The 24,736-nt window shown below is 34.7% G+C and carries 29 protein-coding genes; 20 read left to right on the top strand and 9 right to left on the bottom strand.

The genetic code is table 11. The features are described 5' to 3' along the window. Positions 1-62: 62 nt before the first annotated feature. The 10 genes from tkt to AC3EMB_RS17975 all read left to right on the top strand — a co-directional run bounded on the left by tkt (position 63) and on the right by AC3EMB_RS17975 (position 10,747). The gene (gene tkt, locus AC3EMB_RS18020) at positions 63-2,063 is read left to right on the top strand and encodes a transketolase (RefSeq protein ID WP_016512442.1); all 2,001 of its coding nucleotides are present in this window, start codon (positions 63-65) and stop codon (positions 2,061-2,063) included. 156 nt (positions 2,064-2,219) lie between these two features. Continuing rightward, the gene (gene sirA / locus AC3EMB_RS18015; RefSeq protein WP_000860652.1) at positions 2,220-2,660 is read left to right on the top strand and encodes a sporulation inhibitor of replication protein SirA; all 441 of its coding nucleotides are present in this window, start codon (positions 2,220-2,222) and stop codon (positions 2,658-2,660) included. Between the two features lie 77 nt (positions 2,661-2,737). Next, positions 2,738-2,959 (top strand): YneF family protein, encoded by a 222-nt coding sequence (locus AC3EMB_RS18010; RefSeq protein ID WP_001123317.1) that lies wholly within the window; start codon positions 2,738-2,740, stop codon positions 2,957-2,959. Between the two features lie 122 nt (positions 2,960-3,081). Further along, entirely contained in the window at positions 3,082-4,833 is a 1,752-nt protein-coding gene (locus AC3EMB_RS18005; protein WP_488517210.1) for an ABC transporter ATP-binding protein, read from the top strand. Further along, positions 4,833-6,596 (top strand): ABC transporter ATP-binding protein, encoded by a 1,764-nt coding sequence (locus tag AC3EMB_RS18000; protein ID WP_000229518.1) that lies wholly within the window; start codon positions 4,833-4,835, stop codon positions 6,594-6,596. Before AC3EMB_RS18005 ends, AC3EMB_RS18000 begins: the two co-directional genes overlap by 1 nt. A 132-nt stretch (positions 6,597-6,728) precedes the next feature. Continuing rightward, positions 6,729-7,775: a GH25 family lysozyme gene (locus AC3EMB_RS17995; RefSeq protein WP_488517209.1), complete on the top strand. Its 1,047-nt coding sequence runs from the start codon at positions 6,729-6,731 to the stop codon at positions 7,773-7,775. Between the two features lie 140 nt (positions 7,776-7,915). Then, positions 7,916-8,935, top strand: coding sequence for an NERD domain-containing protein (locus AC3EMB_RS17990; protein WP_063548385.1), 1,020 nt, complete (start codon positions 7,916-7,918; stop codon positions 8,933-8,935). A gap of 23 nt (positions 8,936-8,958) precedes the next feature. After that, complete coding sequence (locus AC3EMB_RS17985) at positions 8,959-9,507, top strand: hypothetical protein (RefSeq protein ID WP_488517208.1); 549 nt, start codon at positions 8,959-8,961, stop codon at positions 9,505-9,507. A gap of 239 nt (positions 9,508-9,746) precedes the next feature. Next, positions 9,747-9,893: a BC1881 family protein gene (locus AC3EMB_RS17980; RefSeq protein ID WP_000644411.1), complete on the top strand. Its 147-nt coding sequence runs from the start codon at positions 9,747-9,749 to the stop codon at positions 9,891-9,893. A 98-nt stretch (positions 9,894-9,991) separates the two neighbouring features. Continuing rightward, entirely contained in the window at positions 9,992-10,747 is a 756-nt protein-coding gene (locus AC3EMB_RS17975; protein WP_000974667.1) for a sulfite exporter TauE/SafE family protein, read from the top strand. Between the two features lie 367 nt (positions 10,748-11,114). Here the strand turns inward: AC3EMB_RS17975 and AC3EMB_RS17970 are convergent, their stop codons facing one another. Next, positions 11,115-11,315, bottom strand: coding sequence for a DUF3903 domain-containing protein (locus AC3EMB_RS17970; RefSeq protein WP_000625226.1), 201 nt, complete (start codon positions 11,313-11,315; stop codon positions 11,115-11,117). 142 nt (positions 11,316-11,457) lie between these two features. Here AC3EMB_RS17970 and AC3EMB_RS17965 point away from each other — a divergent pair, with 142 nt between their 5' ends. Beyond that, positions 11,458-11,871 (top strand): NUDIX hydrolase, encoded by a 414-nt coding sequence (locus AC3EMB_RS17965; RefSeq protein WP_000442975.1) that lies wholly within the window; start codon positions 11,458-11,460, stop codon positions 11,869-11,871. A gap of 12 nt (positions 11,872-11,883) precedes the next feature. Here the strand turns inward: AC3EMB_RS17965 and AC3EMB_RS17960 are convergent, their stop codons facing one another. After that, positions 11,884-12,561, bottom strand: a complete 678-nt coding sequence (locus AC3EMB_RS17960) for an LrgB family protein (protein ID WP_000578965.1) — start codon at positions 12,559-12,561, stop codon at positions 11,884-11,886. Continuing rightward, positions 12,558-12,923 (bottom strand): CidA/LrgA family holin-like protein, encoded by a 366-nt coding sequence (locus tag AC3EMB_RS17955; RefSeq protein WP_000872365.1) that lies wholly within the window; start codon positions 12,921-12,923, stop codon positions 12,558-12,560. The genes AC3EMB_RS17960 and AC3EMB_RS17955 overlap by 4 nt, the downstream gene beginning before the upstream one ends. A gap of 153 nt (positions 12,924-13,076) precedes the next feature. Here AC3EMB_RS17955 and alsR point away from each other — a divergent pair, with 153 nt between their 5' ends. After that, the gene (alsR, locus tag AC3EMB_RS17950; protein WP_098852927.1) at positions 13,077-13,979 is read left to right on the top strand and encodes an acetoin biosynthesis transcriptional regulator AlsR; all 903 of its coding nucleotides are present in this window, start codon (positions 13,077-13,079) and stop codon (positions 13,977-13,979) included. Positions 13,980-14,069: 90 nt separating this feature from the next. Here the strand turns inward: alsR and AC3EMB_RS17945 are convergent, their stop codons facing one another. Then, positions 14,070-14,669: a histidine kinase gene (locus tag AC3EMB_RS17945; RefSeq protein WP_071731659.1), complete on the bottom strand. Its 600-nt coding sequence runs from the start codon at positions 14,667-14,669 to the stop codon at positions 14,070-14,072. Between the two features lie 169 nt (positions 14,670-14,838). Here AC3EMB_RS17945 and AC3EMB_RS17940 point away from each other — a divergent pair, with 169 nt between their 5' ends. The 3 genes from AC3EMB_RS17940 (at position 14,839) to AC3EMB_RS17930 (ending at position 17,353) form a co-directional block, all read left to right on the top strand. Further along, on the top strand, positions 14,839-15,414 hold the full coding sequence (locus tag AC3EMB_RS17940; RefSeq protein ID WP_071731658.1) for an FtsX-like permease family protein: 576 nt from the start codon (positions 14,839-14,841) through the stop codon (positions 15,412-15,414). 90 nt (positions 15,415-15,504) lie between these two features. Next, positions 15,505-16,416, top strand: coding sequence for an ABC transporter ATP-binding protein (locus AC3EMB_RS17935; protein WP_071731657.1), 912 nt, complete (start codon positions 15,505-15,507; stop codon positions 16,414-16,416). Continuing rightward, on the top strand, positions 16,409-17,353 hold the full coding sequence (locus AC3EMB_RS17930) for an ABC transporter permease (RefSeq protein WP_071731656.1): 945 nt from the start codon (positions 16,409-16,411) through the stop codon (positions 17,351-17,353). The genes AC3EMB_RS17935 and AC3EMB_RS17930 overlap by 8 nt, the downstream gene beginning before the upstream one ends. Before the next feature lie 47 nt (positions 17,354-17,400). Here AC3EMB_RS17930 and AC3EMB_RS17925 read toward each other — a convergent pair whose 3' ends face one another. Together AC3EMB_RS17925 and AC3EMB_RS17920 are read right to left on the bottom strand one after the other, a co-directional pair. Then, positions 17,401-18,546: a M20 peptidase aminoacylase family protein gene (locus AC3EMB_RS17925; protein ID WP_488517207.1), complete on the bottom strand. Its 1,146-nt coding sequence runs from the start codon at positions 18,544-18,546 to the stop codon at positions 17,401-17,403. Positions 18,547-18,678: 132 nt separating this feature from the next. Then, the gene (locus AC3EMB_RS17920) at positions 18,679-19,587 is read right to left on the bottom strand and encodes an EamA family transporter (RefSeq protein WP_000947043.1); all 909 of its coding nucleotides are present in this window, start codon (positions 19,585-19,587) and stop codon (positions 18,679-18,681) included. Between the two features lie 322 nt (positions 19,588-19,909). Between AC3EMB_RS17920 and AC3EMB_RS17915 the strand changes: the two genes are divergently transcribed. From AC3EMB_RS17915 to AC3EMB_RS17905, 3 genes are all read left to right on the top strand, one after another. Further along, positions 19,910-20,059 carry a peptidase T gene (locus tag AC3EMB_RS17915; RefSeq protein ID WP_071731654.1) on the top strand — a complete coding sequence of 50 codons (150 nt, stop codon included), beginning with the start codon at positions 19,910-19,912 and terminating at the stop codon, positions 20,057-20,059. 16 nt (positions 20,060-20,075) lie between these two features. Then, positions 20,076-20,783: a cytochrome c-type biogenesis protein CcdA gene (gene ccdA, locus AC3EMB_RS17910; protein WP_001152676.1), complete on the top strand. Its 708-nt coding sequence runs from the start codon at positions 20,076-20,078 to the stop codon at positions 20,781-20,783. Positions 20,784-20,873: 90 nt separating this feature from the next. Then, positions 20,874-21,380, top strand: coding sequence for a CcdC family protein (locus AC3EMB_RS17905; RefSeq protein WP_001028640.1), 507 nt, complete (start codon positions 20,874-20,876; stop codon positions 21,378-21,380). A 70-nt stretch (positions 21,381-21,450) separates the two neighbouring features. Here AC3EMB_RS17905 and AC3EMB_RS17900 read toward each other — a convergent pair whose 3' ends face one another. Together AC3EMB_RS17900 and AC3EMB_RS17895 are read right to left on the bottom strand one after the other, a co-directional pair. After that, positions 21,451-21,882, bottom strand: coding sequence for a DUF2621 domain-containing protein (locus AC3EMB_RS17900; RefSeq protein ID WP_000889378.1), 432 nt, complete (start codon positions 21,880-21,882; stop codon positions 21,451-21,453). A 103-nt stretch (positions 21,883-21,985) separates the two neighbouring features. Further along, positions 21,986-22,282, bottom strand: a complete 297-nt coding sequence (locus AC3EMB_RS17895) for a hypothetical protein (RefSeq protein WP_000262400.1) — start codon at positions 22,280-22,282, stop codon at positions 21,986-21,988. Positions 22,283-22,527: 245 nt separating this feature from the next. On the opposite strand from AC3EMB_RS17895, the gene AC3EMB_RS17890 reads away from it, so the two are divergent. Both AC3EMB_RS17890 and AC3EMB_RS17885 read left to right on the top strand, forming a co-directional pair. Further along, positions 22,528-23,115 (top strand): AAA family ATPase, encoded by a 588-nt coding sequence (locus AC3EMB_RS17890; protein WP_140157222.1) that lies wholly within the window; start codon positions 22,528-22,530, stop codon positions 23,113-23,115. Beyond that, on the top strand, positions 23,112-23,684 hold the full coding sequence (locus AC3EMB_RS17885) for a DJ-1/PfpI family protein (RefSeq protein WP_071731653.1): 573 nt from the start codon (positions 23,112-23,114) through the stop codon (positions 23,682-23,684). The genes AC3EMB_RS17890 and AC3EMB_RS17885 overlap by 4 nt, the downstream gene beginning before the upstream one ends. Before the next feature lie 13 nt (positions 23,685-23,697). On the opposite strand, the gene AC3EMB_RS17880 is transcribed toward AC3EMB_RS17885, so the two are convergent. Continuing rightward, on the bottom strand, positions 23,698-24,645 hold the full coding sequence (locus AC3EMB_RS17880; protein WP_071731652.1) for a class I SAM-dependent methyltransferase: 948 nt from the start codon (positions 24,643-24,645) through the stop codon (positions 23,698-23,700). Positions 24,646-24,736 lie beyond the last annotated feature (91 nt).

Here is a 24,736-nt window from a genome sequence, read left to right as displayed (position 1 = left end):
CGTGGGAAGCTATCATATAAATGTATAAAACGTTTACTAATATAAGCGAAGGGAAGAATAGCATGTCACATTCAATCGAACAACTTTCTATCAACACGATTCGCACATTATCCATCGATGCGATTGAAAAAGCAAACTCTGGTCACCCAGGAATGCCAATGGGTGCAGCACCAATGGCTTATACATTATGGACTCAATTTATGAAACACAATCCAAATAACCCAACGTGGTTTAACCGTGATCGTTTCGTATTATCTGCAGGTCATGGTTCAATGTTATTATACAGCCTACTTCACCTATCTGGTTATGATGTAACAATGGATGACTTAAAGAACTTCCGTCAATGGGGAAGCAAAACTCCAGGACATCCTGAGTACGGTCATACAGCTGGTGTAGATGCAACGACTGGTCCACTTGGACAAGGTATTGCAACTGCTGTAGGTATGGCAATGGCTGAAAGACATTTAGCTGCTAAATATAACCGTGATGCGTATAATGTAGTAGATCATTATACATACGCTATTTGTGGTGATGGAGATTTAATGGAAGGCGTTTCTGCTGAAGCATCTTCATTAGCTGCTCATTTACAATTAGGTCGCCTTGTTGTGCTTTATGATTCAAACGATATTTCATTAGATGGCGATTTAAATCGTTCATTCTCTGAAAGTGTAGAAGATCGTTACAAAGCATACGGATGGCAAGTAATCCGTGTTGAGGATGGAAACGATATTGAAGCAATCGCGAAAGCAATTGAAGAAGCGAAAGCTGACGAAAAACGCCCAACGCTAATTGAAGTAAGAACGACAATTGGTTTCGGTTCTCCAAACAAATCAGGAAAATCAGCTTCACATGGTTCTCCACTTGGTGTAGAAGAAACAAAATTAACGAAAGAAGCATATGCTTGGACTGCTGAGCAAGATTTCCACGTAGCAGAAGAGGTATACGACAACTTCCGTAAAACAGTACAAGATGTTGGTGAAACTACGCAAGCTGAGTGGAACACTATGCTAGGTGAATATGCACAAGCATACCCAGAATTAGCAAACGAATTCCAAGCAGCAATGAACGGTCAACTTCCAGAAGGTTGGGAGCAAAACTTACCAACTTATGAATTAGGATCAAAAGCAGCAACTCGTAATTCTTCTGGTGCTGTAATTAATGCAATTGCAGAGTCTGTACCATCATTCTTCGGTGGATCTGCTGACCTTGCTGGTTCTAACAAAACATACATGAATAACGAAAAAGACTTTACAAGAGATGATTACAGCGGTAAAAACATTTGGTACGGTGTACGTGAGTTCGCAATGGGTGCAGCAATGAACGGTATTGCATTACATGGCGGTTTAAAAACTTACGGTGGTACGTTCTTCGTATTCTCTGATTACTTACGTCCAGCAATTCGCCTTGCAGCATTAATGCAATTGCCAGTAACGTATGTATTCACACATGACAGTATCGCTGTTGGTGAAGATGGTCCAACACATGAACCAGTCGAGCAATTAGCAGCGCTTCGTGCAATGCCGAACGTTTCTGTTATCCGTCCAGCTGATGGTAACGAATCTGTTGCAGCTTGGAGACTGGCTTTAGAATCTACAAACAAACCAACTGCTTTAGTATTAACTCGTCAAGACCTTCCAACATTAGAAGGTGCAAAAGATGATACGTATGAAAAAGTAGCAAAAGGTGCATATGTAGTTTCTGCAAGCAAGAAAGAAACGGCTGATGTTATCTTACTTGCAACTGGATCTGAAGTAAGCCTAGCTGTTGAAGCTCAAAAAGCATTAGCAGCAGACGGTGTTGACGCAGCTGTTGTCAGCATGCCATCTATGGATCGTTTTGAAGCTCAAACTGCAGAGTACAAAGAATCTGTATTACCAAAAGCAGTAACAAAACGTTTCGCAATCGAAATGGGTGCTACATTCGGATGGCACCGTTACGTAGGTCTTGAAGGAGATGTGTTAGGTATCGATACATTCGGTGCTTCTGCTCCTGGTGAGAAGATTATGGAAGAGTATGGATTTACTGTAGAGAACGTTGTTCGTAAAGTAAAAGAAATGCTTTAATGATTTCAGAAAAATCTCTCCGGCATGGAGAGATTTTTCTATGTAAATGAGTTTTTTCGACAGAAAAAGTTTTTTATCTCTCCGCAGTCAGACAATCATTGCAAATTTTCTTATATATAATGAAGAGAAAAGGTTGTCCAGATTGGGAGGGGAAAAATGAAAACGTATGAATTGTATTTAATTCAAGAGGATATTGCGAAATCTTATTTTGGTCGTGAATATTTGTTTTTTGATTTATTTGCTCGATTTTCAGAATCTGGGTCCCTTTCGGAGAAAAAAGTGTTATATAAACAAATGATGTATATAACAAAACCATTGCAAGTAATGAAAATTCATCATAAATTAGAACAAGCTTTGCGCGTTCTTGGTAAATATGATAGAACACATCATACACATACACTTTATACGGGAGCGGAGTACGGTGAAATAATGGTGAAACCGCACTATATTCGTATGAATACCTCTGGAAATGTCTCTATGGAAACGACTTTCTTTGAGGTGTTAAGAAAGTGTGAATTAACATTTTTAGCTATGGATTATGAAAATACAAAGTACGGATGGCTGAATCCTCTAAAACAAGTACGAACATATGTGTAAAAATGTCGAATTGTATCTTGTCTTATTGAAAAGGTTTTAGTACACTGTAAGGTAGACAACATGAAGGAGGAAAATATATGCCAATTTGGTTAGGTATTCTAGTGGGCGTAGTAGCACTAGTAGCAGGCGTGGCGTTAGGATTTTTCATTGCCCGCAAATACATGATGAATTACTTACAAAAAAATCCACCAATTAACGAACAAATGTTAAAAATGATGATGATGCAAATGGGACAAAAACCTTCCCAAAAGAAAATCAATCAAATGATGAGCGCAATGAACAAGCAACAAATGAAATAAGCGCTAAAAGACACTCGCTAAGAGTGTCTTTCTTTTTGTTAGTTACAGTTTTTAAAACTTTTAAAAATTCTGTATTTTTGATAAACTGAAAACATCGCTCATTTTAAGGGAGGAGGAAAAAAATGAAAGTGTTTATGAATTTAGCGTGGTTTTTTAAACAAGAAAAACGAGCATACATAACCGGAATTATTTTATTATTTGGCGTTGCACTTTTAGAACTTGTAGCACCAAAAGTAATTGGAATCGTTGTAGATGAAATTAATGATGGAACATTGACGACCAATAAGTTACTAAATTGGGTTGTACTATTAGTAATTGTAGGTATTACGATGTACATATTACGTTACATATGGCGTATTATGATTTTCGGGTCTTCGTTAAAATTAGCTCGCCAATTACGAAAAAATTTATATGAACATTTTACAAAGATGAGTCCATCTTTCTATCAGTCAAATCGAACAGGTGATTTAATGGCACATGCGACCAATGATATTCAAGCAATCCAGCAAACTGCTGGAGCGGGTGTTTTAACGCTTGTTGATTCATTAGCTGTTGGGGGATGTGTACTCGTAGCGATGGGTTTTACAATTAGTTGGAAGTTAACATTGTTAAGTTTAATTCCGATGCCGATTGTAGCCATTTCGACAAATTATTATGGAACGTTATTACATAAAAGGTTTCATAAAGCACAGCAATCGTTTTCGGAAATTAATGATAAAGTGCAAGAGAGTATGAGTGGAATGAAAGTGATTCGATCGCTTGGGCAAGAGAAAGAAGATTTGCAGGCGTTTCGAAAAAAATCAGAAGATGTTGTGCATAAAAATGTGTTAGTTGCACGTATTGATTCGTTATTTGATCCGACAATCGCTCTTATCGTTGGATTTTCTTTTTTAATTGCAGTATGTTACGGATCGGTATTAGTTGTAAGAGGTGAATTAACAGTAGGTGATCTCGTTACATTTACGACATATTTAGGTACCCTCGTTTGGCCAATGTTAGCGTTTGGATGGTTGTTCAATATTATGGAGCGTGGGCGTGCTTCATATGACCGTGTAGAAAAAATTCTTTCACAAAAATCAGATGTAGTAAATAGAGAAAATGCTGTACATACAATAGCGAGCGGTAATGTTTCGTTTGCTGTTGATTCATTTTCGTATAAGAAAAATGAACTGTTACATTTAAACGATATTCACTTTGATTTGAAGAAGGGCGAAACGCTAGGAGTTGTAGGACGTACAGGTGCAGGGAAAACGACTTTATTAAAATGTTTAATCCGTGAGTATGATCATTTTAATGGTGAATTAAAAGTTGGGGAGCGAGATATTCGAGATTTAACACTTCATGGTGTCCGTTCTGCTATTTCATATGTGCCGCAAGATCATTTTTTATTTTCAGCAAGTATTGGTGAGAATATTGCCTTTGGAAAGGCGGATGCTACATATAATGAAATTACCGAAGCTGCAGAGATTGCTTGTATTCATAATGATATCCTCCAATTTTCAGAAGGATATGAAACAGTAGTAGGGGAAAGAGGCGTTTCGTTATCTGGTGGTCAAAAACAGCGAATCTCTATTGCTCGTGCTTTATTAACAAATGCTGAAATTTTAATTTTGGATGATTGTTTATCAGCGGTAGATGCAAAAACAGAAGAGACAATTTTAAGTGCCTTAAAGAGGGAAAGAGCAGGGAAAACGACGATTATTACTGCACACCGATTAAGTGCAATTCAGCATGCCAATCTTATTCTTGTTGTTGATGAAGGTAGAATTGTACAAAGAGGTACACATGAGGAATTAATGAAGGAAAACGGCTGGTATAAAGAAATGTATGAAAGTCAGCAATTAGAAGCTTTAGTTGAGAAAGGAGGCGTATGATGGTAGAGAAGAAGCGAAGTGATTTAAGTAGATTGCTTTCTTATATGAAGCCATATAAAGGGTTGCTATCTTTAGCATTTATCTTTTTAGTTGGTGCGACAGTAACGGAAATGATGGGGCCTTTTTTAATTAAACAATTCCTCGATGAACACCTAGTACCGCGGGATTTTGAACGATCAGCACTCGTTACTTTATTTGTAATTTACATAGTTGCTCATTTATTAAAAGTATTATTTACGTATTTAAATCTATTGTACTTTCAGAACATTGCTTTTAAGATTGTTCAAGATATGCGAGTTGAAGTATATGAACATGTTCAAAAGCTATCATTAAGTTTCTTTGATCGTACGCCAATTGGTACGCTCGTATCTCGTATAACGAATGATACGGAAGCGATTAAAGATTTTTATGTCAGTGTATTATCAACATTTGTGAAAAATGTAGTCTTTTTAGTAGGTATTTTAATAGCGATGTTTTTATTAGATGTAAAATTAGCGTTATTTTCTCTCGTATTAATTCCGATAATGTTCGCGATTATGGTATTATATCGCCGGAAAAGTGCAGCTTTTTATTTAGAAGTACGTAATCAACTAAGCGTGTTAAATGCAAAATTGAACGAGTCCATACAAGGAATGAATATTGTTCAAGTGTTCAGACAAGAAAAACGTATGAGAAAAGAGTTTGAAGAAGTGAATAATAAACATTATAGTGCAGGGCGACGTACATTGAAGTTAGACGCATTACTTTTACGACCAGCTACGGATTTAGTACATATTGTAGCTATTGCTTTAGTACTAGGTTTATTTGGGATTGATGCTTTAAAGAGCCCTGTTGAAGTAGGCGTTTTATATGCTTTTGTTAACTATATACATCGTTTCTTCCAACCTGTAAATGAGATGATGATGAAATTGTCCTTTTTCCAACAGGCACTTGTTTCGTCATCACGTGTATTTCATTTAATGGACGAGAAAGATTTAGCACCGGTTCAAAAAGGCAATGAGAATCCTCAAGTTGTGGATGGAGATATTGAATTTAAAAATGTTACTTTTTCGTATGATGGAAAGCGTGACGTTTTAAAAAATGTATCATTTCACGTGAAACAAGGGCAAACGGTTGCTTTTGTTGGGCATACTGGTAGCGGAAAAAGTACGATTATGAATTTGTTAATGCGATTTTATAATCTTAAGTCAGGAAATATTGTAATAGACGGTGTAGATTTAGAAAAATTTGAAGAACGAGAAATTAGAAAGAAAATAGGACTCGTATTGCAAGATGCATTTTTATTTGCTGGAAATGTAAAGCAAAATATTCGTATGTATAATGAAGAAATTACGGATGAAGAAGTAAAAGAAGCTGCTCGATTTGTGCAAGCGAATACGTTTATTGAAAAGTTACCAGAGCAGTATGAAACAGAAGTAGTAGAAAGAGGTGCAGCATTTTCAAGCGGTCAACGACAATTAATTGCTTTTGCTAGAACGATAGCAACGAATCCGAAAGTATTAGTATTAGATGAAGCAACAGCTAATATCGATACAGAAACAGAAGAGGCTATTCAAACAGCGTTGCAACAAATGCGAAAAGGTAGAACGACGATAGCCATTGCGCATAGGTTATCTACAATTCAAGATGCAGATCAAATTTTTGTGATGCATGATGGAGAGATAGTAGAAAGAGGAACACATCAAGAATTACTAAGTGAGCAAGGTTTGTATTATAATATGTACTTGTTACAAAATAAAGGGAGTTTGCAAAAGGCCTTGTAAATACAAGGTCTTTTTTATTTTGTATACAAAATATATTTACTCTTTGTTTCTATAGCATAAATGTCGTGTCCTCTTATGAAACTTGTACATATTGTATGTATACGAAGTAAAAAAATTGATAGGAGATTTTATATGCAAAACAGATCGAGTTCAAATGTTACGTTTATTGATGTGTCTCATTGGGAAGGGAATATTGATTGGAATGCAGTGAAGGCATCTGGAATTCCAGCAGCGTATGCAAAAGCGACAGAAGGTGTAAATTATATTGATCCTACTTTTACTAAAAATGTACAAGCAGCCCGAAGTGCGAATGTATTAATTGGTGCATACCATTTTGCACGTCCAGAACAAAATGATGCAATTTCAGAGGCGAAATATTTTGTGAGTATATTACAAAGTAACCAGACAGACTTAATGCCAGTTCTGGATTTAGAATCACCAAAAGATCCGAGTAATAGTAATTTAACTGGTAGCGCTATATCGAATTGGGCAAGAAACTTCATAAATTATGTGAAACAGGCTACTGGAAAAGATGTAATGTTATATACAGGAGTTTGGTATATTAATGAGTTCGGAATTAGCGGATTAAGTGATATTCCACTTTGGATTGCTAAATACTCGAGTACACCGCCTGCTGATGCTGGTGGATGGACAGCGTGGACAGCATGGCAGTACACAGATTCTGGACAAATTTCAGGTGTAGGAAATTGTGATGTATCAGCTGCAGTTTCACTAGAAGCTTTACAAGGGAATGGAGCAAGTGGTGGAGGGAATGTTTCTCCGCCTAATAATGCAACTCCAGTGTACGGGGTTGCTATAATTAATGGAGATAATGTGAATTTGAGAAGTGGACCATCTTTGCAGTCTAGTATAATTCGCCAATTGAATCGTGGCGAAACATATGAAGTTTGGGGAGAACAAGATGGATGGCTTTGTTTAGGGACAAATCAGTGGGTATATAATGATCCGAGTTATATTCAGTATAAACATTATGTGGCGACTATTACTGGTGATAATGTAAATTTACGTGACGCTCCATCATTAAAAGGAAATGTTATAAGACAGTTACATCATGGTGAATCGTATCGAGTATGGAGTAAGCAAGATGGATGGCTTTGCTTAGGGACAAATCAATGGATATACTACGATCCAAGTTATATTCAGTATGGTGTACAATAGAGTGAAAATAAAAGGTGCCCCGTCAGAGGTGCCTTTTATTAAAAATATACAACTTTTACAAAGTCTATATCGAAACCATAGTATACTATAGTAGATATATTTTAAAAAAATAATAGAAAATGAAATAAAGGGGTAAAAATATGAATTATGTGCTAATAGGTGCGGTTTTAATATTATTAGCTGTAGTATTTGTGCTGTTTTATAAAAATAAACAGTTAGAATCAGAGAGTCAGCAAGTAGAATTTGAAAAGAAACAAGCAATTGAAACATATGAAAACGAAATTGCAGCTACGGTGATAGAGCATAAAGAACAACAAAATAATTTGAAAAATATGGAACAGAAAAAATACAATGATTTACAAGTAAGTGCAAATAGAGAAATTGAAAATATGCGTATGATGAAAAATCAATTAGCTATGCAACATAGTAAAGAACGTAGTGAAATACAAAATAAACATAATAACGAAATACATATGTTTCAAAAATTAATTGCAAATTTACGAGAATATACTAAAAACGGCGCTGAAATGAATACGTACGAAACATTACATTATATGAAGCGAGGATTCATAGAGCAAGGCATCATATTAGATGCTGAAATTGAAATCATGCCGAATGTTTTTATTAAAAATAATAGTGAAATAAACGATAATCGAATCCATCATCTCATCTTGTGCAAAACTGGTATTTATCTACTTGAGACGAAAGAATGGGAAGAGAAATTAATTCATGGTTTAACGAAAGAAAATGCTGGTATATATTCATTTATGATTGATGAAATGGGTAAGTATCAACAAGAAGTTGAAAAAGAAGAGACATTTGAATATATAGTAGGTAAAGATTCGTCAACTATGCAAGTGAAAAATGAAGGAAATCCAGTATATAAGGCGAAGAAACTATCTCAAATTTTATACAATTGTTTGAAAGAAATGCAGGCTAATAGTATAAAAGAAAAGGTAAAACCAGTTGTATATTTTTATAATGAAAATGGAAAAGAAATAATAGATCTTTCTAGTGAGGAAACACCTAGATTAAAAGATCGGGAGCAAATTGTAACGTTCTTCAGAAATGAAATCTTAGCAGGGAAAGTAGTATATACAGTGCAAGAATTAGAACAGATTCGAGAAATGATTAGCCGGATGAATTATATAGTGAGTTAAAAGGGGAGATCTCTCTGAACGCTATGCTACGTGGCATTTTGTATGTCTATTTTTGTTTGTATATAGTAATGTACATTCTATTTATATTCGTCATTGATATGGTCCATATACCCTTAAGTGTAAGGAGCATTTTTGTAGTATTCATACCATTTGTTTTATTAGTCATGATTCAAAGGGCTATTTTATATGTTTCTAAAAATCGTAATGAAGAAAAGAAGCAAATGTTGGGGGGGGTAATAGTAGCACTCATACCATTAATAGTATGCACTGTACAACTAAGTGTAAATGAATATACATCAAAGTTTAATCAAAATAGATGGTTAAATCATGCAGATAAGCGGGTATATATGGTAGATGATCTATTACAAAAATATAAATTAATAGGGAAATCAAATGAAGAAATTATACAATTATTAGGGGCTCCAACGGAAACGAGAAGTGGGGAAGAAGGAGTTACCACTTTGTATTATCTTGGGACTGAACGTGGCTTTCTTCCAATAGATAGCGAACAGCTTGTTTTCCAATTTGATAGAGGTGGAAAAGTCATGGAATATACGGTGCATAAAGATTAAAGAAACGTAGAGGGAAGCTATATGTTATAGCTTCTTTTTTATTTTTCAATATGTCACGGAAGGGGGAGAAGGTTTTTGAGTGGAATAAGGAATGAAAGCGGAGGTGATGCATATATATAGATGCATTGGGTGATTATTAGTCCGATTGGTGAGGGGTAATAATTAATAAGTACGGACAAAAACCCCACTCATTAAAGTTTCACTTTATCATATTGTATAAATGAAAAGGAGGTAAGACGGTGAAAGCAATCCCGACTGATGTCCTGAGTAAAGAATTGATGGAAAGAGAAGGAGTTATCTCTATTACAGTAAAGGAATTTGAAAAGATAGAAGTAGCTGGAGTGGTGGTCGCTGGTCCAGCAGTTATTTTGATTAATCAAGATTAAGTACATATCATTGAAATAAAAAGCATCCATCTAGGATGCTTTTTATTTGTATGTAAGGATAAATATGATGGATAATTGTGTTACTGGAGGGAAAGTCTGTGGCAATAATTATAACAATGTTAGTAATGGGTATTTTATTAGGATTTGTTGGAGCTGGAGGAGCTGGGTTTATTATCGCGATACTCACTTTAGTATTCCAAATCCCTATTCATGTTGCTCTTGCAACATCTTTAACTGCAATGGCATTTACGACATTATCAGGTGTTGTAAGTCATTACCGTGAAGGCAATGTTGCACTTATTATAGGCGGGATTGTTGGGGGATTTGGCGCAATTGGCTCTTATATTGGTTCTAAATTTGGTTCACTTATACCAGCACATCTTCTTCATTGGTTTACAGCTGGGATGTTATTTTTATCGGCAATTTTTATGTTTATTAAATTAATTATGTTCCAAAACAAAGAAAAGTCGTCTTTATATAAACATAAAGAGTTTTCCGTGAACTACTTGTTGAAATGTGTATGCCTTGGATTAGTTACTGGAATGATGGCTGGTTCATTTGGGATTGGTTCTGCACCGTTTATTCAACTTGGATTAATGGTTCTATTGGGACTTACGATTCAGCAATCTGTAGGGACAACAATGCTTGTTATATTACCGATTGCAATTGGAGGCGGGATAGGATATAGTTCGGAAGGATATTTAGATTATATATTGTTATTACAAGTATTGATTGGGACCATGTTAGGGGCATACATTGGCGCGAAGTTTACAAATTATGCACCGCGAACGCTTTTGAGGTTTTCGATGATTATGACACCGGTTTTAGCTGGTTGTATGCTATTGATGGAATAAAGTGAAATTATAATCAGTAGGGGGTTACTGCTTACAAATAGCAGGATAAAATTAATATAGCAAACTATTAATATATTTTACGAATGAATTATATAGGTAATTCATATTTCCCATATAAAAGGATTTGTTTTAATATTATGAGTGTAAAGTTCGAGTATTCGAAGTACTACTTGAATTATATCCCTATCCCTTTTCTAAAAATGCGAACAAGTTTTGCCCTATTCTATTCAATAGTTAATTGCATAGAAATATATTGTTCGATGACCATTATGGAACGTACATAATGGGAAAATCCCGATCCTTAAAGAGGATGCCCCTAATCTTCATGTGAAAATATGATCGGATATGAAAGCTGACCAATTTATGGTCAGCTTTCTTTTTGTTCGAAAATTATTTCTTCTTTAATTTCTGTTTGCAATAATACAGTTTTTCCGAAGCGACGTTTGCATTCCGCGCGCACTTTTTCAAGGGCTAGTAGCTGAGTAGTGGCGGGAACTGTGACAATAGCTTGGCGAGGTTTTCGATTTTCTTCACAAAAGACACATTCCACAACATAATTAGAAATCATATTTTCATCCTTCCAGTTTTAATTTCTAAGAAGGGATTGTCTATGAAGTTGATGTAATTTTTCGTCATTGTTTTATTATTTTCCTCTTTTTTTCAAGGGGAAAATAATAAAGAAGGCGAATTTTAGTAGGGGAGGGATGTTTATGGAGAGATGGATAGGTAGTGCAGCGGTATGTGTAAATGAAAAAAATGAAGTTTTAATGGTATTGCAGGGCAAAGAGGGAGAAGAAAAAAGGTGGTCTGTCCCAAGTGGAGGACTTGAAAAGGGAGAGACACTAGAAGAATGTTGTATCAGGGAAGTTTGGGAAGAAACAGGTTACAATGTGGAAGTTGTAAATAAAATATATGAAAAAGAGGGTATTACATACGGTGTTCCAGTGTATGTCCATTATTATTTTGTTAAACAAATAGGCGGTAATATGAAAATCCAAGATCCTGATGAGTTAATACATGAAATTGCTTGGAAAGGGATACATGAAGTTGAACAATTGTGTTTAGCTTTTCCAGAGGATTATGAATTGCTGTGCCAATATATAGATAAAGAAGCAAGTATGTAAATACTTGCTTCTTTAATGTATCCAAGATAAGAAAAGCGGAACGATAACTAAACTAGCGCCTGCTGTTAAAAGCATAGATAAACTTGCAATTGTTCCTTCCACAGGACCGATTTCGAATGCTTTTGATGTACCGGTTCCATTTGCGCTTGTTCCTAACATAATACCTTTTGCGATTGCTGTTTTAATACGGCAAATACGTATGAGAGAAGGGCCGAGCAATGCTCCTGTTAAGGCAGTTAAAACGACAAATACAGCAGTTAATTGTGACATACCACCAATCATTTCTGAAATAGCCATTGCGATTGGTGTTGTTACGATATGTGGCGCTAAACTATGTTCTAGTGATGAATCAATTTGAAAATAATTTGCTAGTAGTGCTGAAGTAATGACTGATAAAAACGAACCGACAATGACATTAAGTAAGATAGCCATTCCATGTTTCTTTAATAAATCAAAGTATTTATAGATTGGCCATGCAAAAGCAACTGTTGCGGGCTTTAATAATTCAGTTAACCAGTGACCACCAGATTCATATGTTTCATAAGGTGTATCTAATCCGAGCAATAAAGCAATTAAAATAATGGGACAGACGAGAAGAGGAGAAAGTAGACTCCAATTCCAACGTTGATACATTTTTTTTGATAGCCAATATGTGAATAGTGTTAATAGTAAACAAAGAAATCCGATCATTGCGTTGATCCTTTCCGCTTTAGTAGCAATTCTGTTAAAAGTCCTGTAACTAAGGTAACGCAAAGAGTGCTAATCATAATAATTAAAATGAGATCGATTCCATATTGTGTTAGTGTATCTCTGTAACGTATGACAGCGACTGCAGAAGGGATGAAAAATAAAATAAGTTCTTTTAATAAAAAATCTGCTCCGTCCTGTATCCATTCTTTTTTAACTAGGTTAAATTTTAATGAAATTAATAATAAAAAAATACCGATTATACTTCCTGGAACTGGGAGGTGTGCCTGTTTTGCAATCCATTCACCTGTCCAAGCGAAACAAAATAGTAATAAAATTTGTCCGCTTAACTTCCACCATTTCATACAGTAACCACCTCTTTCTTTTTTTACATAAAAATTGTAAAAAAGAATTAACAATTTCTACTATACGTTCATTCAAAATATTTGTCTAATATATAAATTATATGTTATTAATATATTAGACATATTAATCGAAAGTGAAAAGGGTGTCCAAAAATGGAATTACGGCATTTGCAATATTTTATTGTTGTGGCAGAAGAGTTACACTTTGGACGGGCGGCTGCTCGTTTACAAATGACACAACCACCACTTAGTCAACAAATACAGCAATTAGAAAAAGAAATGGGAGTTACATTATTTTCAAGAACGAAAAGAAAGGTTGAACTAACAGAAGCAGGAGAAATGTTTTTAAAAGAAGTAAAAAAGGCGTTTGAACAAATTGAAAAAGCAGTAGAAGTTGCACAAAGTGCGCAAAGGGGAGAAGTAGGATCACTTTCAATTGGTTTTGTAGGTGCGGCGATATATGATATTTTACCATCAATTGTTAGGGAATATAGAAAAAAATTTCCGAGAGTGTCTGTTGCATTACATGAATTGTCAACACCAGATCAAGTTCATGCACTTCATGATAACCGTATCGATATTGGCTTTTTACGTCCACCAATTCCAACGCAATTATTAGAATTAGAGCCAATTCAAAGGTTATCATGCACCTTATGTTTACCAAAGGCACATCCACTTGCAGAGAAAGATGAAATACATATAGAAGATTTACGAGATGAGCCGTTTGTATTTATTACGAGACCAGTATGGCCAGCTTTGTATGATACAATTTTATCTCTTTGCAGAGAAGTTGGATTTAGTCCGCGTATTGTACAAGAAGCAACAGAGTATCAAACAGTTATGGGGCTTGTAGCAGCAGGGATTGGAATTACAGTAATACCCGTGTCGGCAAATAAGTTATATAAAACAGAAGTTGTATATAAAGAGTTATATGATTCTAATTTTGTTGCAGAAATGTCAGTGGCTTACAAAAAAATGAATAGTAATCCAGAGCTGCTAGAGTTTTTAAAAATTGCAAGAGAGAAGAAAAGAATAGAAGTAGAAGATGAGCAATAGTAGTAACAGAATATGGATTTAATTCAAATCCATAAAAGTACACCTTATTAAACAATAAAGCGGAAATGCAACTTAAGTTGCATTTCCGCTTTATTGTTCTTTTTTTAGCTCGATACTAAATAGATAAACGTGTTCATTTTTTTTTAAGAGTAGATCAATACCTGTTTCTTCATCAATGGTAGGAACGCTTACAGTTTCTTTACTGGTTTGGATTACAGCAGCTAAAGTTGTTTTTTGATTGTATTTTAAATTTTTTATAGATTGGATTGTAGTAGTTGCAGAGCTATTTACGCTTGGTGGCGCTTCTTCAGGAACAAGTGTTGAACCACCTTCAATATTCAGATACCACTGCCTTTTTTCTTGTATATCTTTATCGAATTGGAAATGTGGTGGTAAAAAAGAAAGCTTTACTTTCTTTTTTGAAAAATGTGAGGTAGCTATATTAGCAATTTCTTTTGTTTTTTTACCATTGTTATAATAATCAATTGTAGCATTTATTTCATCTTTATCATTTTTAAGAGTAACGTTATAAAACATGCTATTTCCTTCTTGAAAAGGAGTCATTTGTAAAATAGAAGCTTGCTCTTTTGTTAATTTGTATGGCTCAACAATGGCAACTTCATTGTTTTTTATTTGGCTACAACTTGTGAGTAATAATAAACACAAGATTGATAGTAATTTTATACGCATGCAATCTCCTCCTTTTTACAATTATATTCTAAATGTGATTTTTTATCATTTCGTTTTCTAGGACTAAAGACTTAGAAGAAATTCCGATTGTAGTGCGATGTTTAAAATGTCATATTTTTATACACTAGTAGTATAGAATGCGTATGTAATAAGGTAGGGGAAGAATTTTATGTCTTTATGTCGGTTAGCGAGAAAAAATATTAGAACATTTGCTACCAAAAGGATGAAGCAATTTATGTGGATTGCTATGAGTACTATGATTTTGTTTTTTATGATATCGTTACAATTTAATGAAGGAGCTATTTTGAAAGTAGGGGATGCATTTGTATTTCAAATGTATTTTTACACACTGTTTATTGTACTAATTTTCATATGTATTTTTACTACATATAAAATGATGTACTCCCTTTTGCTAGTGAGGAGAGAGGAGTTTATATCTTATGTAGCAGAAAATATGAAAAGAAAAGAGGTACTATGTGTATTATGTCAGGAGCAATTATTCATTTATGGAGCAGCATTTGTTTTTGGATTAATTAATGGGATGCTATTTTTGAAATTATTCACGGTTATCTTTATGAAAATCGCAGGGATACAAGGAATAAATAGTGCGCCAATTACAATATATGCAGTTGTAATTATTAGTGTAATTATGGTGACTGTCGTTTTAATATCGATGATGCAATGTTATCGATTTGTTCGAAGTTTAAAAGATGAAAATTCGTTGCGGTTTAAAGAAAGGGCATGAGAAATCATGCTTTTTTCTATTTTACACGTAAAAATAATCATGTTACAGTGAAAAGACCTGACAAAGAATGGGAAGGAAAGGTTGTATAGAATGACAAATGAACAATCAATTGTAAAAGTCGATCGGTTAACGAAGCGAATCGGCTCAAAGACACTTGTACAAAATATTAGTTTTGAAGTGAAAAAAGGCGAGGTTGTCGGTTTACTCGGACCAAACGGTGCTGGAAAAACGACTTTAATGAGAATGATGGTTGGTATGATCCGTATGACAGAAGGTGAAGTATGGATTGATGGTCAATCTGTGAAACAGCAATTTGAAAAAACCGCTGCGAAAATTGGGGCGGTAATTGAGACACCCGAATTTTATCCGTTTTTGAGCGGGTATGAAAATTTAACATATTTCGGACGAATGAATGGTAATGTGACCGAAGGGCGTATCGATGAAGTAGTGAAATTGTTAGGAATGGGACAAGTAATTAATCGTAAAGTAAAGGCATATTCACTCGGCATGAGACAACGTTTAGGAATCGCTCAGGCGCTTATTCACGATCCGGATGTGTTGGTACTAGATGAACCGACGAATGGATTAGACCCTAGTGGAATACATGAAATGAGAATGTACATAAAAAAAATTGCACATGAACAAGGAAAAGCTGTACTTGTATCAAGTCACTTACTTTCAGAAGTTGAATTAATGTGTGACAGAGTTATCATTATTCAGCACGGGGAATATGTGGCTACGCAAAATATTCAGCATAGCCAAAGCGAAGAGATGGAGACGATCCGTATACGTGTAGATGATGCGAATAAAGCAGCGGAAATATTAGGGCATGATGTTTTAGTAAAAGATAATGAATTACTTATTAATGTAAAAGATGAAGAAATCCCAAATGTTATTCGTACATTGCTTGAGAAAAATATTCAAGTGTATCGTGTATATGAAGAAAGAAAAACGTTAGAAGAGCAATTTTTAGAATTAACAGGGGGAAAAGATATTGTTTAATTTAGTATATAACGAACTGTATAAAATATTTAAGCGGAAGCGAACGATTATTCCATTTGCGGTTATTGCAGTATTAATAATCGGATTAGGGTGGGTTACGGTAAAGTATTTTGAACCGGAAACAAAAGGATGGAAAGTAGATTATACAGAACGTACTGTAGAAATTGAGAAAAAGCTTGGCATGAAAAAAGAAGCTATTTTAGCAGAAAAATCAGGGGATGAGCTTGTAAAAGAATACCAGCTTAAGATGAAGCATTTAGATACAGATACAGCACCGGCAAGCAGTTCTCCACTTTCTTTCATGAGAGATACAGGTTTTATCGTATTTCCAATTTTGCTCCCATTTATCCTCGTGTATGCAAGTACAATTTTTGCGAATGAATATAGCTGGGGAACATATAAATTTTTAACGATACGACCAGCGAGTCGCTTTAAAATTTTAACAGCAAAATTTTTAGCAATCGTTATATTTGCAGCTTTATTATTTATATTTAATATGTTCTTCTCTGCTTTATATGGACTTGTTATTTATAAATTCCAACAGCCTGCATGGAGTGAGTTTATTTTCCAAGATGGAAATATAATAAAACAAAACATTTTTGTAGAAGCAAGTAAATATTATGTTTTATCGTGGTTACCAACGGTTGTGTACGCATCGTTTGCATTTATGATTTCTGTGTTAACGAGATCTAGTGGAGGTGCAATTGGTATTTCACTATTCCTTGCTTTATCAGGCAATATTGCGTTATTAGCAGCCACTAGATATAACTGGGCGAAATATTTATTGCCAGCAAACACAGATTTATATAGTATTTCAAAGAATGGAAGTTTTATTGATGGAGTAACATTCCCGTTTGCATCATGTATGTTGCTACTTTATTTGTTCGTATTTTTATGTATTTCATATACTGTGTTTTTAAAACGTGATTTAACTTAATAAGAAAAGCCGTTCAGGGTGCTGAGATGCACTTTGAACGGCTTTTTTTATGAGAATTGTTTAAGTGCTCTTTCGGCTAGTAAAGCAAAGTATTCTGCACTTATAGGCAATGCCTCTTCATTAATTGTAAAAGCAGGATGATGCCATTCATGTGTACCGCTCGTTCCCATAAAGACGAATGAACCTGGTATTTCCTGTTGGTAAAATGAGAAATCTTCTCCAGCCATTGACGGACTAGGCGAGATGATATTAAGATTCATCTTTGTGGCAACTTGAGTAGATAAGTCTGTAAGAGCTTTATCGTTGTGAACAGCAGGAGGACCTGAATAAAAACGGAATTTCGTTTTTACACCTAATGCATCAGATACACCTTTAATAATACGCTCCATGAGTGCTGGAATCTTTTCACGTGTTTCAGCTTGGAACGTGCGAATCGTTCCTTCTAACGTAGCTTTTTCAGGAATCACGTTCCACGTATTTCCTGCATGAATATTTGTAACACTAACAATCGCATTATGAGATGAACTTATATTTCGGCTTACAATTGTTTGCAGTGCCATCACAATTTGAGAGGATGCGACAATAGGATCTACGCCAGCATCTGGTACAGCCGCGTGTGTACCAACTCCGTGAATTTCAATTTCAAATCGATCAACTCCGGCCATCAGTGGACCATCTTTAATGCCAATTGTACCTACTGGTAAATCAGGTTTATTATGCATGCCGAAAATCGCTTGCACATTACGTAAATGTCCAGCATCAATAACTTTGCAAGCGCCATTACTACTTTCTTCAGCTGGTTGGAATATGAAGCGAATCGTTCCATTTAGGGAAGATTCTCTTTCTTTTAATAAGAAAGCAGTACCTAAAATAGCAGCTGTATGAAAATCGTGTCCACAAGCATGCATTTTCCCTCGTACTTTAGATGCATAGGACAAATGTGTTTCTTCTTGAATAGGAAGGGCATCAATATCAGCACGAACTGCTACAATTGGCCCGTTTTTATTACCAGACACTTCAGCGATAATTCCTGTTTCTAAATTGGAATCAATGATAGTAATGTTTTTTTCTTCTAACCAATTTTTTATTGCTTTTGTTGTTTCGAACTCTTCATATGATAGTTCTGGATACTCATGTAAATGTCGACGGATGGAAATAAGTTTTTCTTTTAGTTGATTTGAAATAGATACCATGTAGTATGCCTTCTTTCTTCAGCAAAATATTTACCATAAGTATACAACAATAAAAGAGAGGATTCTCAAATGAAAATCCTCTCTCGTTTATCCCATAAAAGCCCGATTGGTTCAACTAATTAAAGTTTCACTTTATGCTGCGACTTTTTTATGCGTATGATGTTTACGATAACGTCCACGCATTGCGTATGCAATTTGCGGGATTGCAATCCCAATTAATATAAGTGATACACCGAACCATTGTGAAGATAGTACAGCCTCTTTTAAAACGAATACGGACATAATTGTTGTAACTGGTAGTTCCGCTGCACCAAGAATAGTCGCTAAGCCAGAACCGATTTTTGGAATCCCGATTGTAAAGGCAATAGATGGAATGACGATACTAAATGTTCCTAATCCTAAACCGTATTTCCAAAGACCTTGAGAAATGGCACCATTAAAAATAAATGTTGGTGGGAATACAATCATGACTAAAGTTAAAGCACCAGTCATTAAGAGAACACCGCGCGGTAATGAAGGTACTTCAACAGCAACTTTTCCGCTCACGAAAATGTATGTTGCGAATGTAACAGCAGATAATAAACCTAAAATGATTCCAGTCGTATCGAAAGCACCTGCTGATTGTTCTAGTAAACCACTGGATAAAAATGTCCCTACAAGTAAGAAAATAACAGAAATAACTTTTTCTCTTGAAGGTAATGTTTTTGTTGCGACTGCTTCAATGATAATTCCGACCCAAACGAATTGGAATAAAAGAATAATTGCAATAGAAGCTGGTACAGTTTTTAATGAAGCATAATAAAAAATTCCGGTAAAACTTGCAGATGTTCCTGCAACGAATAAAAGTAATGCTTGCTTTAAAGGAACGCGATGTCTAGAAAATAGAAGTGTAATAGCAAGCAAAATAATCCAACCGAACAAATATTGGCTGCCAATTACCTCTCCAAGTGAAAATCCTTCTGCATATGCAAGCTTAACAAAAATAGCTAAAATTCCATAACTACACGCTCCTAATAAAACTAAAAGAGAATAACGAAGCATGAAAAATTCCTCCCATCTATATGAAGTTGTTCCGTATCGAAAATATATAACTAGAGGGAAGTATACAAAATTAGAAATAAAGGGTCAAATGAAAGAAAAGTATGACATTTTATAGAATAATAATAAAAGTATGATATTTATGCATAATCTTGGAATTATTAATAGTAGAAGTATTATAAAATCAACTTTGCATTGTATAGAGACAGCATTTGAAAAAAATATTTTTTAAACCAATATGTAAATAGGCGTACTAGTAGCGTGCTAATTATTTGAGAAACTATGTTACCTTTGTTATGTTAATAACAATTAAAGGAGTTTCATAATGCATTTGATTTTTTTCTATATAATAGAAGGAAATGAAAACGTTTTATTAGAAACTGTGAGGAAGTATGGTTTTTCTTATTACCACGTTGTAAAAGTGATTTCACGAATTGTTCATAGTATTTTTATGTGTTTTTGTTACAATATTTAGGGAGAGGAGTGGAATGATGCAAGATATTAGTATTTTTTTAGCGTTTGGCGCCGGGTTCTTATCATTTATTTCCCCATGTTGCTTACCGCTTTATCCGGCATTTTTATCGTACATAACAGGTATGTCGGTTTCTGAATTGAAAGAAGAAAATGCAATGCTTCGCAAAAGAAGTATGATACATACAGCGTTTTTCTTACTTGGATTTTCAATTATATTTATTGCAATTGGATTTGGTACAAGTTTTATTGGAGGAATCTTTACTGACTATAAAGATTTAATCAGACAGTTAGGTGGTATCTTTATCATCGTGTTCGGTTTAATTATTGTCGGGGTGTTTAAGCCGAAATTTTTAATGCAAGACCGTAAATTTACATTTAAAAATCGTCCAAGTGGCTATTTTGGATCAGTACTAATTGGATTAGCTTTTGCAGCAGGGTGGACGCCATGTACCGGACCAATTCTAGTGTCCGTAATTGGATTAGCAGCAACAAATCCAGAATCAGCAATGATTTACATGATTGCTTACATACTTGGATTTGCTATCCCGTTTTTCGTACTGTCATTTTTTATTACGAAAATGTCTTGGATTAAAAGAAATAGTATGGCCTTCATGAAAGTCGGAGGATACATTATGATTGTTATGGGTGTCTTCCTATACTTTAACTGGATGACGAAAATTATCGTATATTTCTCAAGTTTATTTGGTGGTTTTACCGGTTTTTAGTATTATTCTGCGAAAATGTTGGAAATACTAACGGAAAAGCATATAATGAAAGTATATTTTGCATATAGCCACAAAAAAGGATGAGAAAATATGAACATAGTTGTTTTATCCAGTATCGTTGCTGTTTGTATGGCTGTCGGTGCGATGTTTATTCGTTTAAAAGCAGCTAAGAAACCTGCAACATTGAAAAAAATTATACTTCCGCCATTTTTTATGAGTACGGGCGCATTGATGTATGTTTTTCCTGAATTTCGATTAACTCCAGCAGAAATGTTAGAAGCGATTGGTGTCGGTTTGATTTTCTCTATTTTTCTTATTAAAACATCTAAATTTGAAATTAGAGGACAAGAGATTTATTTGAAGCGTTCAAAAGCCTTTGTTTTTATATTAATTGGATTACTTGTCGTGCGGATTGTATTTAAAACATACTTAAGCCAATCTCTTGATTTAGGACAACTTAGTGGCATGTTCTTCTTACTTGCGTTTGCGATGATTGTGTCATGGAGAATTGCAATGTATCGTTCCTTTACGAAATTACAGAAGGAAATGGAAAAAGAAGATGGTTTTTATAATGAAAAAGATATGAAGCTAACTTAAAAACTGTATATGTACTAAATAAAAAGACAGCGTTAAAGGCGCTGTCTTTTTTATCGAAAATAATATGGAGTTACTTTGCGAGTAAAGATTGATAGTTAGAATAATCAATCTTTTTTTCTTGTAGTTTTTTAATTAAAAATTTATGATCACGCTTTGGTGTGGCAATGATATATCCTTTAATAATTAAGTCTTGTGTAATTCGAGAGGCATTTTCTTGTAATGCAAGTTCCCCGATTTTTCCAGCGATCTTTGATTTTGCAACATCGCGAAATAGTTCTGGAACAGGACTTACAAGCTCTTCTAACAATTGTTTTTGTTCGTCAGCCCATAAATGTCTCGTTTTATTTATGTAGTGTTCTTCCCAATCCAAAATGGACATGCCGTCTTCTTTTGGTAATCGTTTTAAAAATTTTCTGAACATAAAGTATCCACCGATAGACATAAGCCCTAATAAAATAACCGTCCATAATACAATGAACCAACTGAACCATCCTTCGAGCAAGCATATCCCCCCTTAATGATAGCGGTTTTCTTTTATTCATATTATATACAGTGAGATTCATAGAAAGCAAGAACGCTTGGTCATTTTGACCAAGCGTTATAGTTTAAACGAAGTATAGTTGTTCAACACATAAATTATTATTATCGTCTTCAACATACTCAATAATAAGTGTGCCAACTTTACGATCTTTATCTTCAGTTGTGAAAATAGAGTAAGAAGTAAAACGTGTTTTTGATAGGCCGCTTATATGTGTAGGTAAAGAAATGTAGTCGTTATCGCGGAAGAATTCCATCAGTTCAATATCCTCAAATTCTTTTCGGTCAACTTGTTTGTTTGTATAGCGGCGTTGAAGTTGTTTTAAAGACTCATTCCAAGAAATTGCTTTTGTGTCGTATACCATTGTTCTATCTCCTTACTGTATGTAATCATTAAGAACATACGTTCTAATCTAGTATACTCTTTTTATTCGAAAAGGGAAAGCAAAAAATAATGTAAGCTTGGATTTCCAAGCTTACATTATTGATGCGTCCGTCATAATCTCTATTTTTTATTATAAGTTAGATAGGAATAAGAAACAAGATGATATATATAATGTTGAGAGTTTTAAAAATTCTGTATATTATAGGTGTACTAAAGTGTAAGGGAATGAGAGGTATGGTATACGTAATTTCACTGCAAGGGCCGATGGCTAGCGGAAAAACAACATTGGCTAAAAGGTTAGAGAGATGTGGGCTTTCGGTTATATATGAAAATCCTTATCCAATTGTAGAAAAGCGAAAGCGATTAAATTTGGATATGAATTCAAAAGAAGGGTTTATCATAAATCAAAAAATGTTTATCGAAGCAAAAATTAAGGAGTTTCAAAATGTGAAAGGTTCAGTCGTAATTTTTGATCGCGGACCAGAAGACATTGAGTTTTTTACACTCTTTTATCCAACGATTATAGGGGAAGAGTGGGATATAGAAGCTGAATTGAAAGGTGAATTATATAAATTAAGAGAATGTCGTTCAGATGCCATTTTTTATTTAGATGTGACGAAAAAGAATGTATATGATAGAAAAAATAACGATAGGACAAGAAAACGAAGTACATTTGAGGAGCAATTTAAATTAGTAGAAACGGAAAAAGATTGGTATAAACAATTTCCTGTAACTTATTTGGATACGAATAGATTAACAGTGGACGATCTAGAGGTATATTTTATGTACTGGTTAAAGGAGAGAGGGCTATGAAAAAAATCCTTTTATTTGTATACCCAACATTTGCAGAGTTTGAAATAACAGTAGCAACGGCATTGCTGAAAACGAAGTATGAAATCATAACAGCGGGCTTAACAAAAGAATTGATTATAAGTGAAACTGGGTTGCAAGTGCAGCCGCATATAGAAGTAAGTGAAGTATGTGTAGATGAGTATGAGGGGATACTTATTCCAGGTGGAGAAGAAGTACAGTTGGAAGATGCAAAATCTCTTTTTTCAATCATTCGTCAATTTCATGAACAAGAAAAATTAGTGGCGGCAATTTGCGCTGGACCGTATGCGCTAGCAAAAGCGGGCTTATTTAAGGGGATTTCTTATACTGCGACTATAGATTATCAAAAGTTCGATTGTTTTCCAATAGAAAATTTCGTGTATAAAGAAGTTGTGCAACACTCAAATATCATTACAGCACAAGGGCATGCATTTGTACCATTCGGAATAGCAATTGCCTCTTATTTTGGAGTGGCAGACGAACATAATACCAATTTTTATGGTGGTAAAGGCAATGTAGTAATGGAGAAACTTTTACGAGAAAACGTGTAAAAGCTAGCAAATGCTAGCTTTTTTCTTTTTGACATCGATAAATTGCTAACGTTTTCGGATCGCGCCATATACCGTTATGAAGTGATAATTCATTTTCTACTTCTTCTTTTAGCCATTCCTTCATTTCCGCGTGAAGATATGTATTATCAGGTATATTTAGCGACGGAAACATGCTAGAAATATAGTTTACTATTGGAGTAGCATGATGGAAAACGAGCGCATTATGAATAACTGTTTCTTCAACAGTTGGAAAAACGGATTGTAATATCTCTTTACCGTTTTCTAAACAAAATGGAGTGACTGATGATGTTGTTTTCGGTAAATCAAATGCGTCTAACATGCGGTTACACATTTCAACTATACGAGGTAGTGTAACGCTAGAATTTGTTGTAGCTAAAAGTGAGCCGCCGGGACGAATTACTTTATGGAATCCTTGAATTGTTTTTTCAACATCTTTCATGTGATATAACATATGTCTTGCGATTATTAGGTCATAATAATTTGTTTCGAAAGGGAGTTTACTAGCATCCCCTCGTTTCCATTCTATTAAGTTATTTGTCTTAGCAGCCTCAGCAAGCATAGCTTCGGATTGATCCAATCCGGTTAATGGGCCTTTATGACCATTTGTTTGTAAAAGGGAAAGGAATTTTCCACTAGCACATCCAACCTCTAATATGTTTTCTTCCCCTTGAAGTTGTAAATGTTTAATGACAATCGTATCTAAATCTACGTGTTTTTCTTCGTAATGTGTATGTGTGTCGATGCGTGTTTGTAAATGGTTGCTAACGTTATATTGACGTTTTACATCATTCATTTTTTCACATTCCACCTTCGTGCAAAATTGCTGAATCGCATGTGTTAATACGTCGGTTTTCTTTAAACCTTCGTAATGGAGTGCAGTTTCAAACCTTGCAAGTAATTTTTCTTCAATTCGAAAATGAATATCTTTTCGCTTCGTCATTGAAATCTCGCCCCTTTGCATCTGTTAGTGAGACTATAGCATGCTTGGAAAAATTGTGTAAATAATTTATGTACACAAATGGAGGGGATGA

The organism is Bacillus sp. LQ16, from assembly GCF_057784645.1.
The sequence above is the reverse complement of the archived record's forward strand: the minus strand, read 5'-3'. Positions and strand labels throughout refer to the sequence as shown.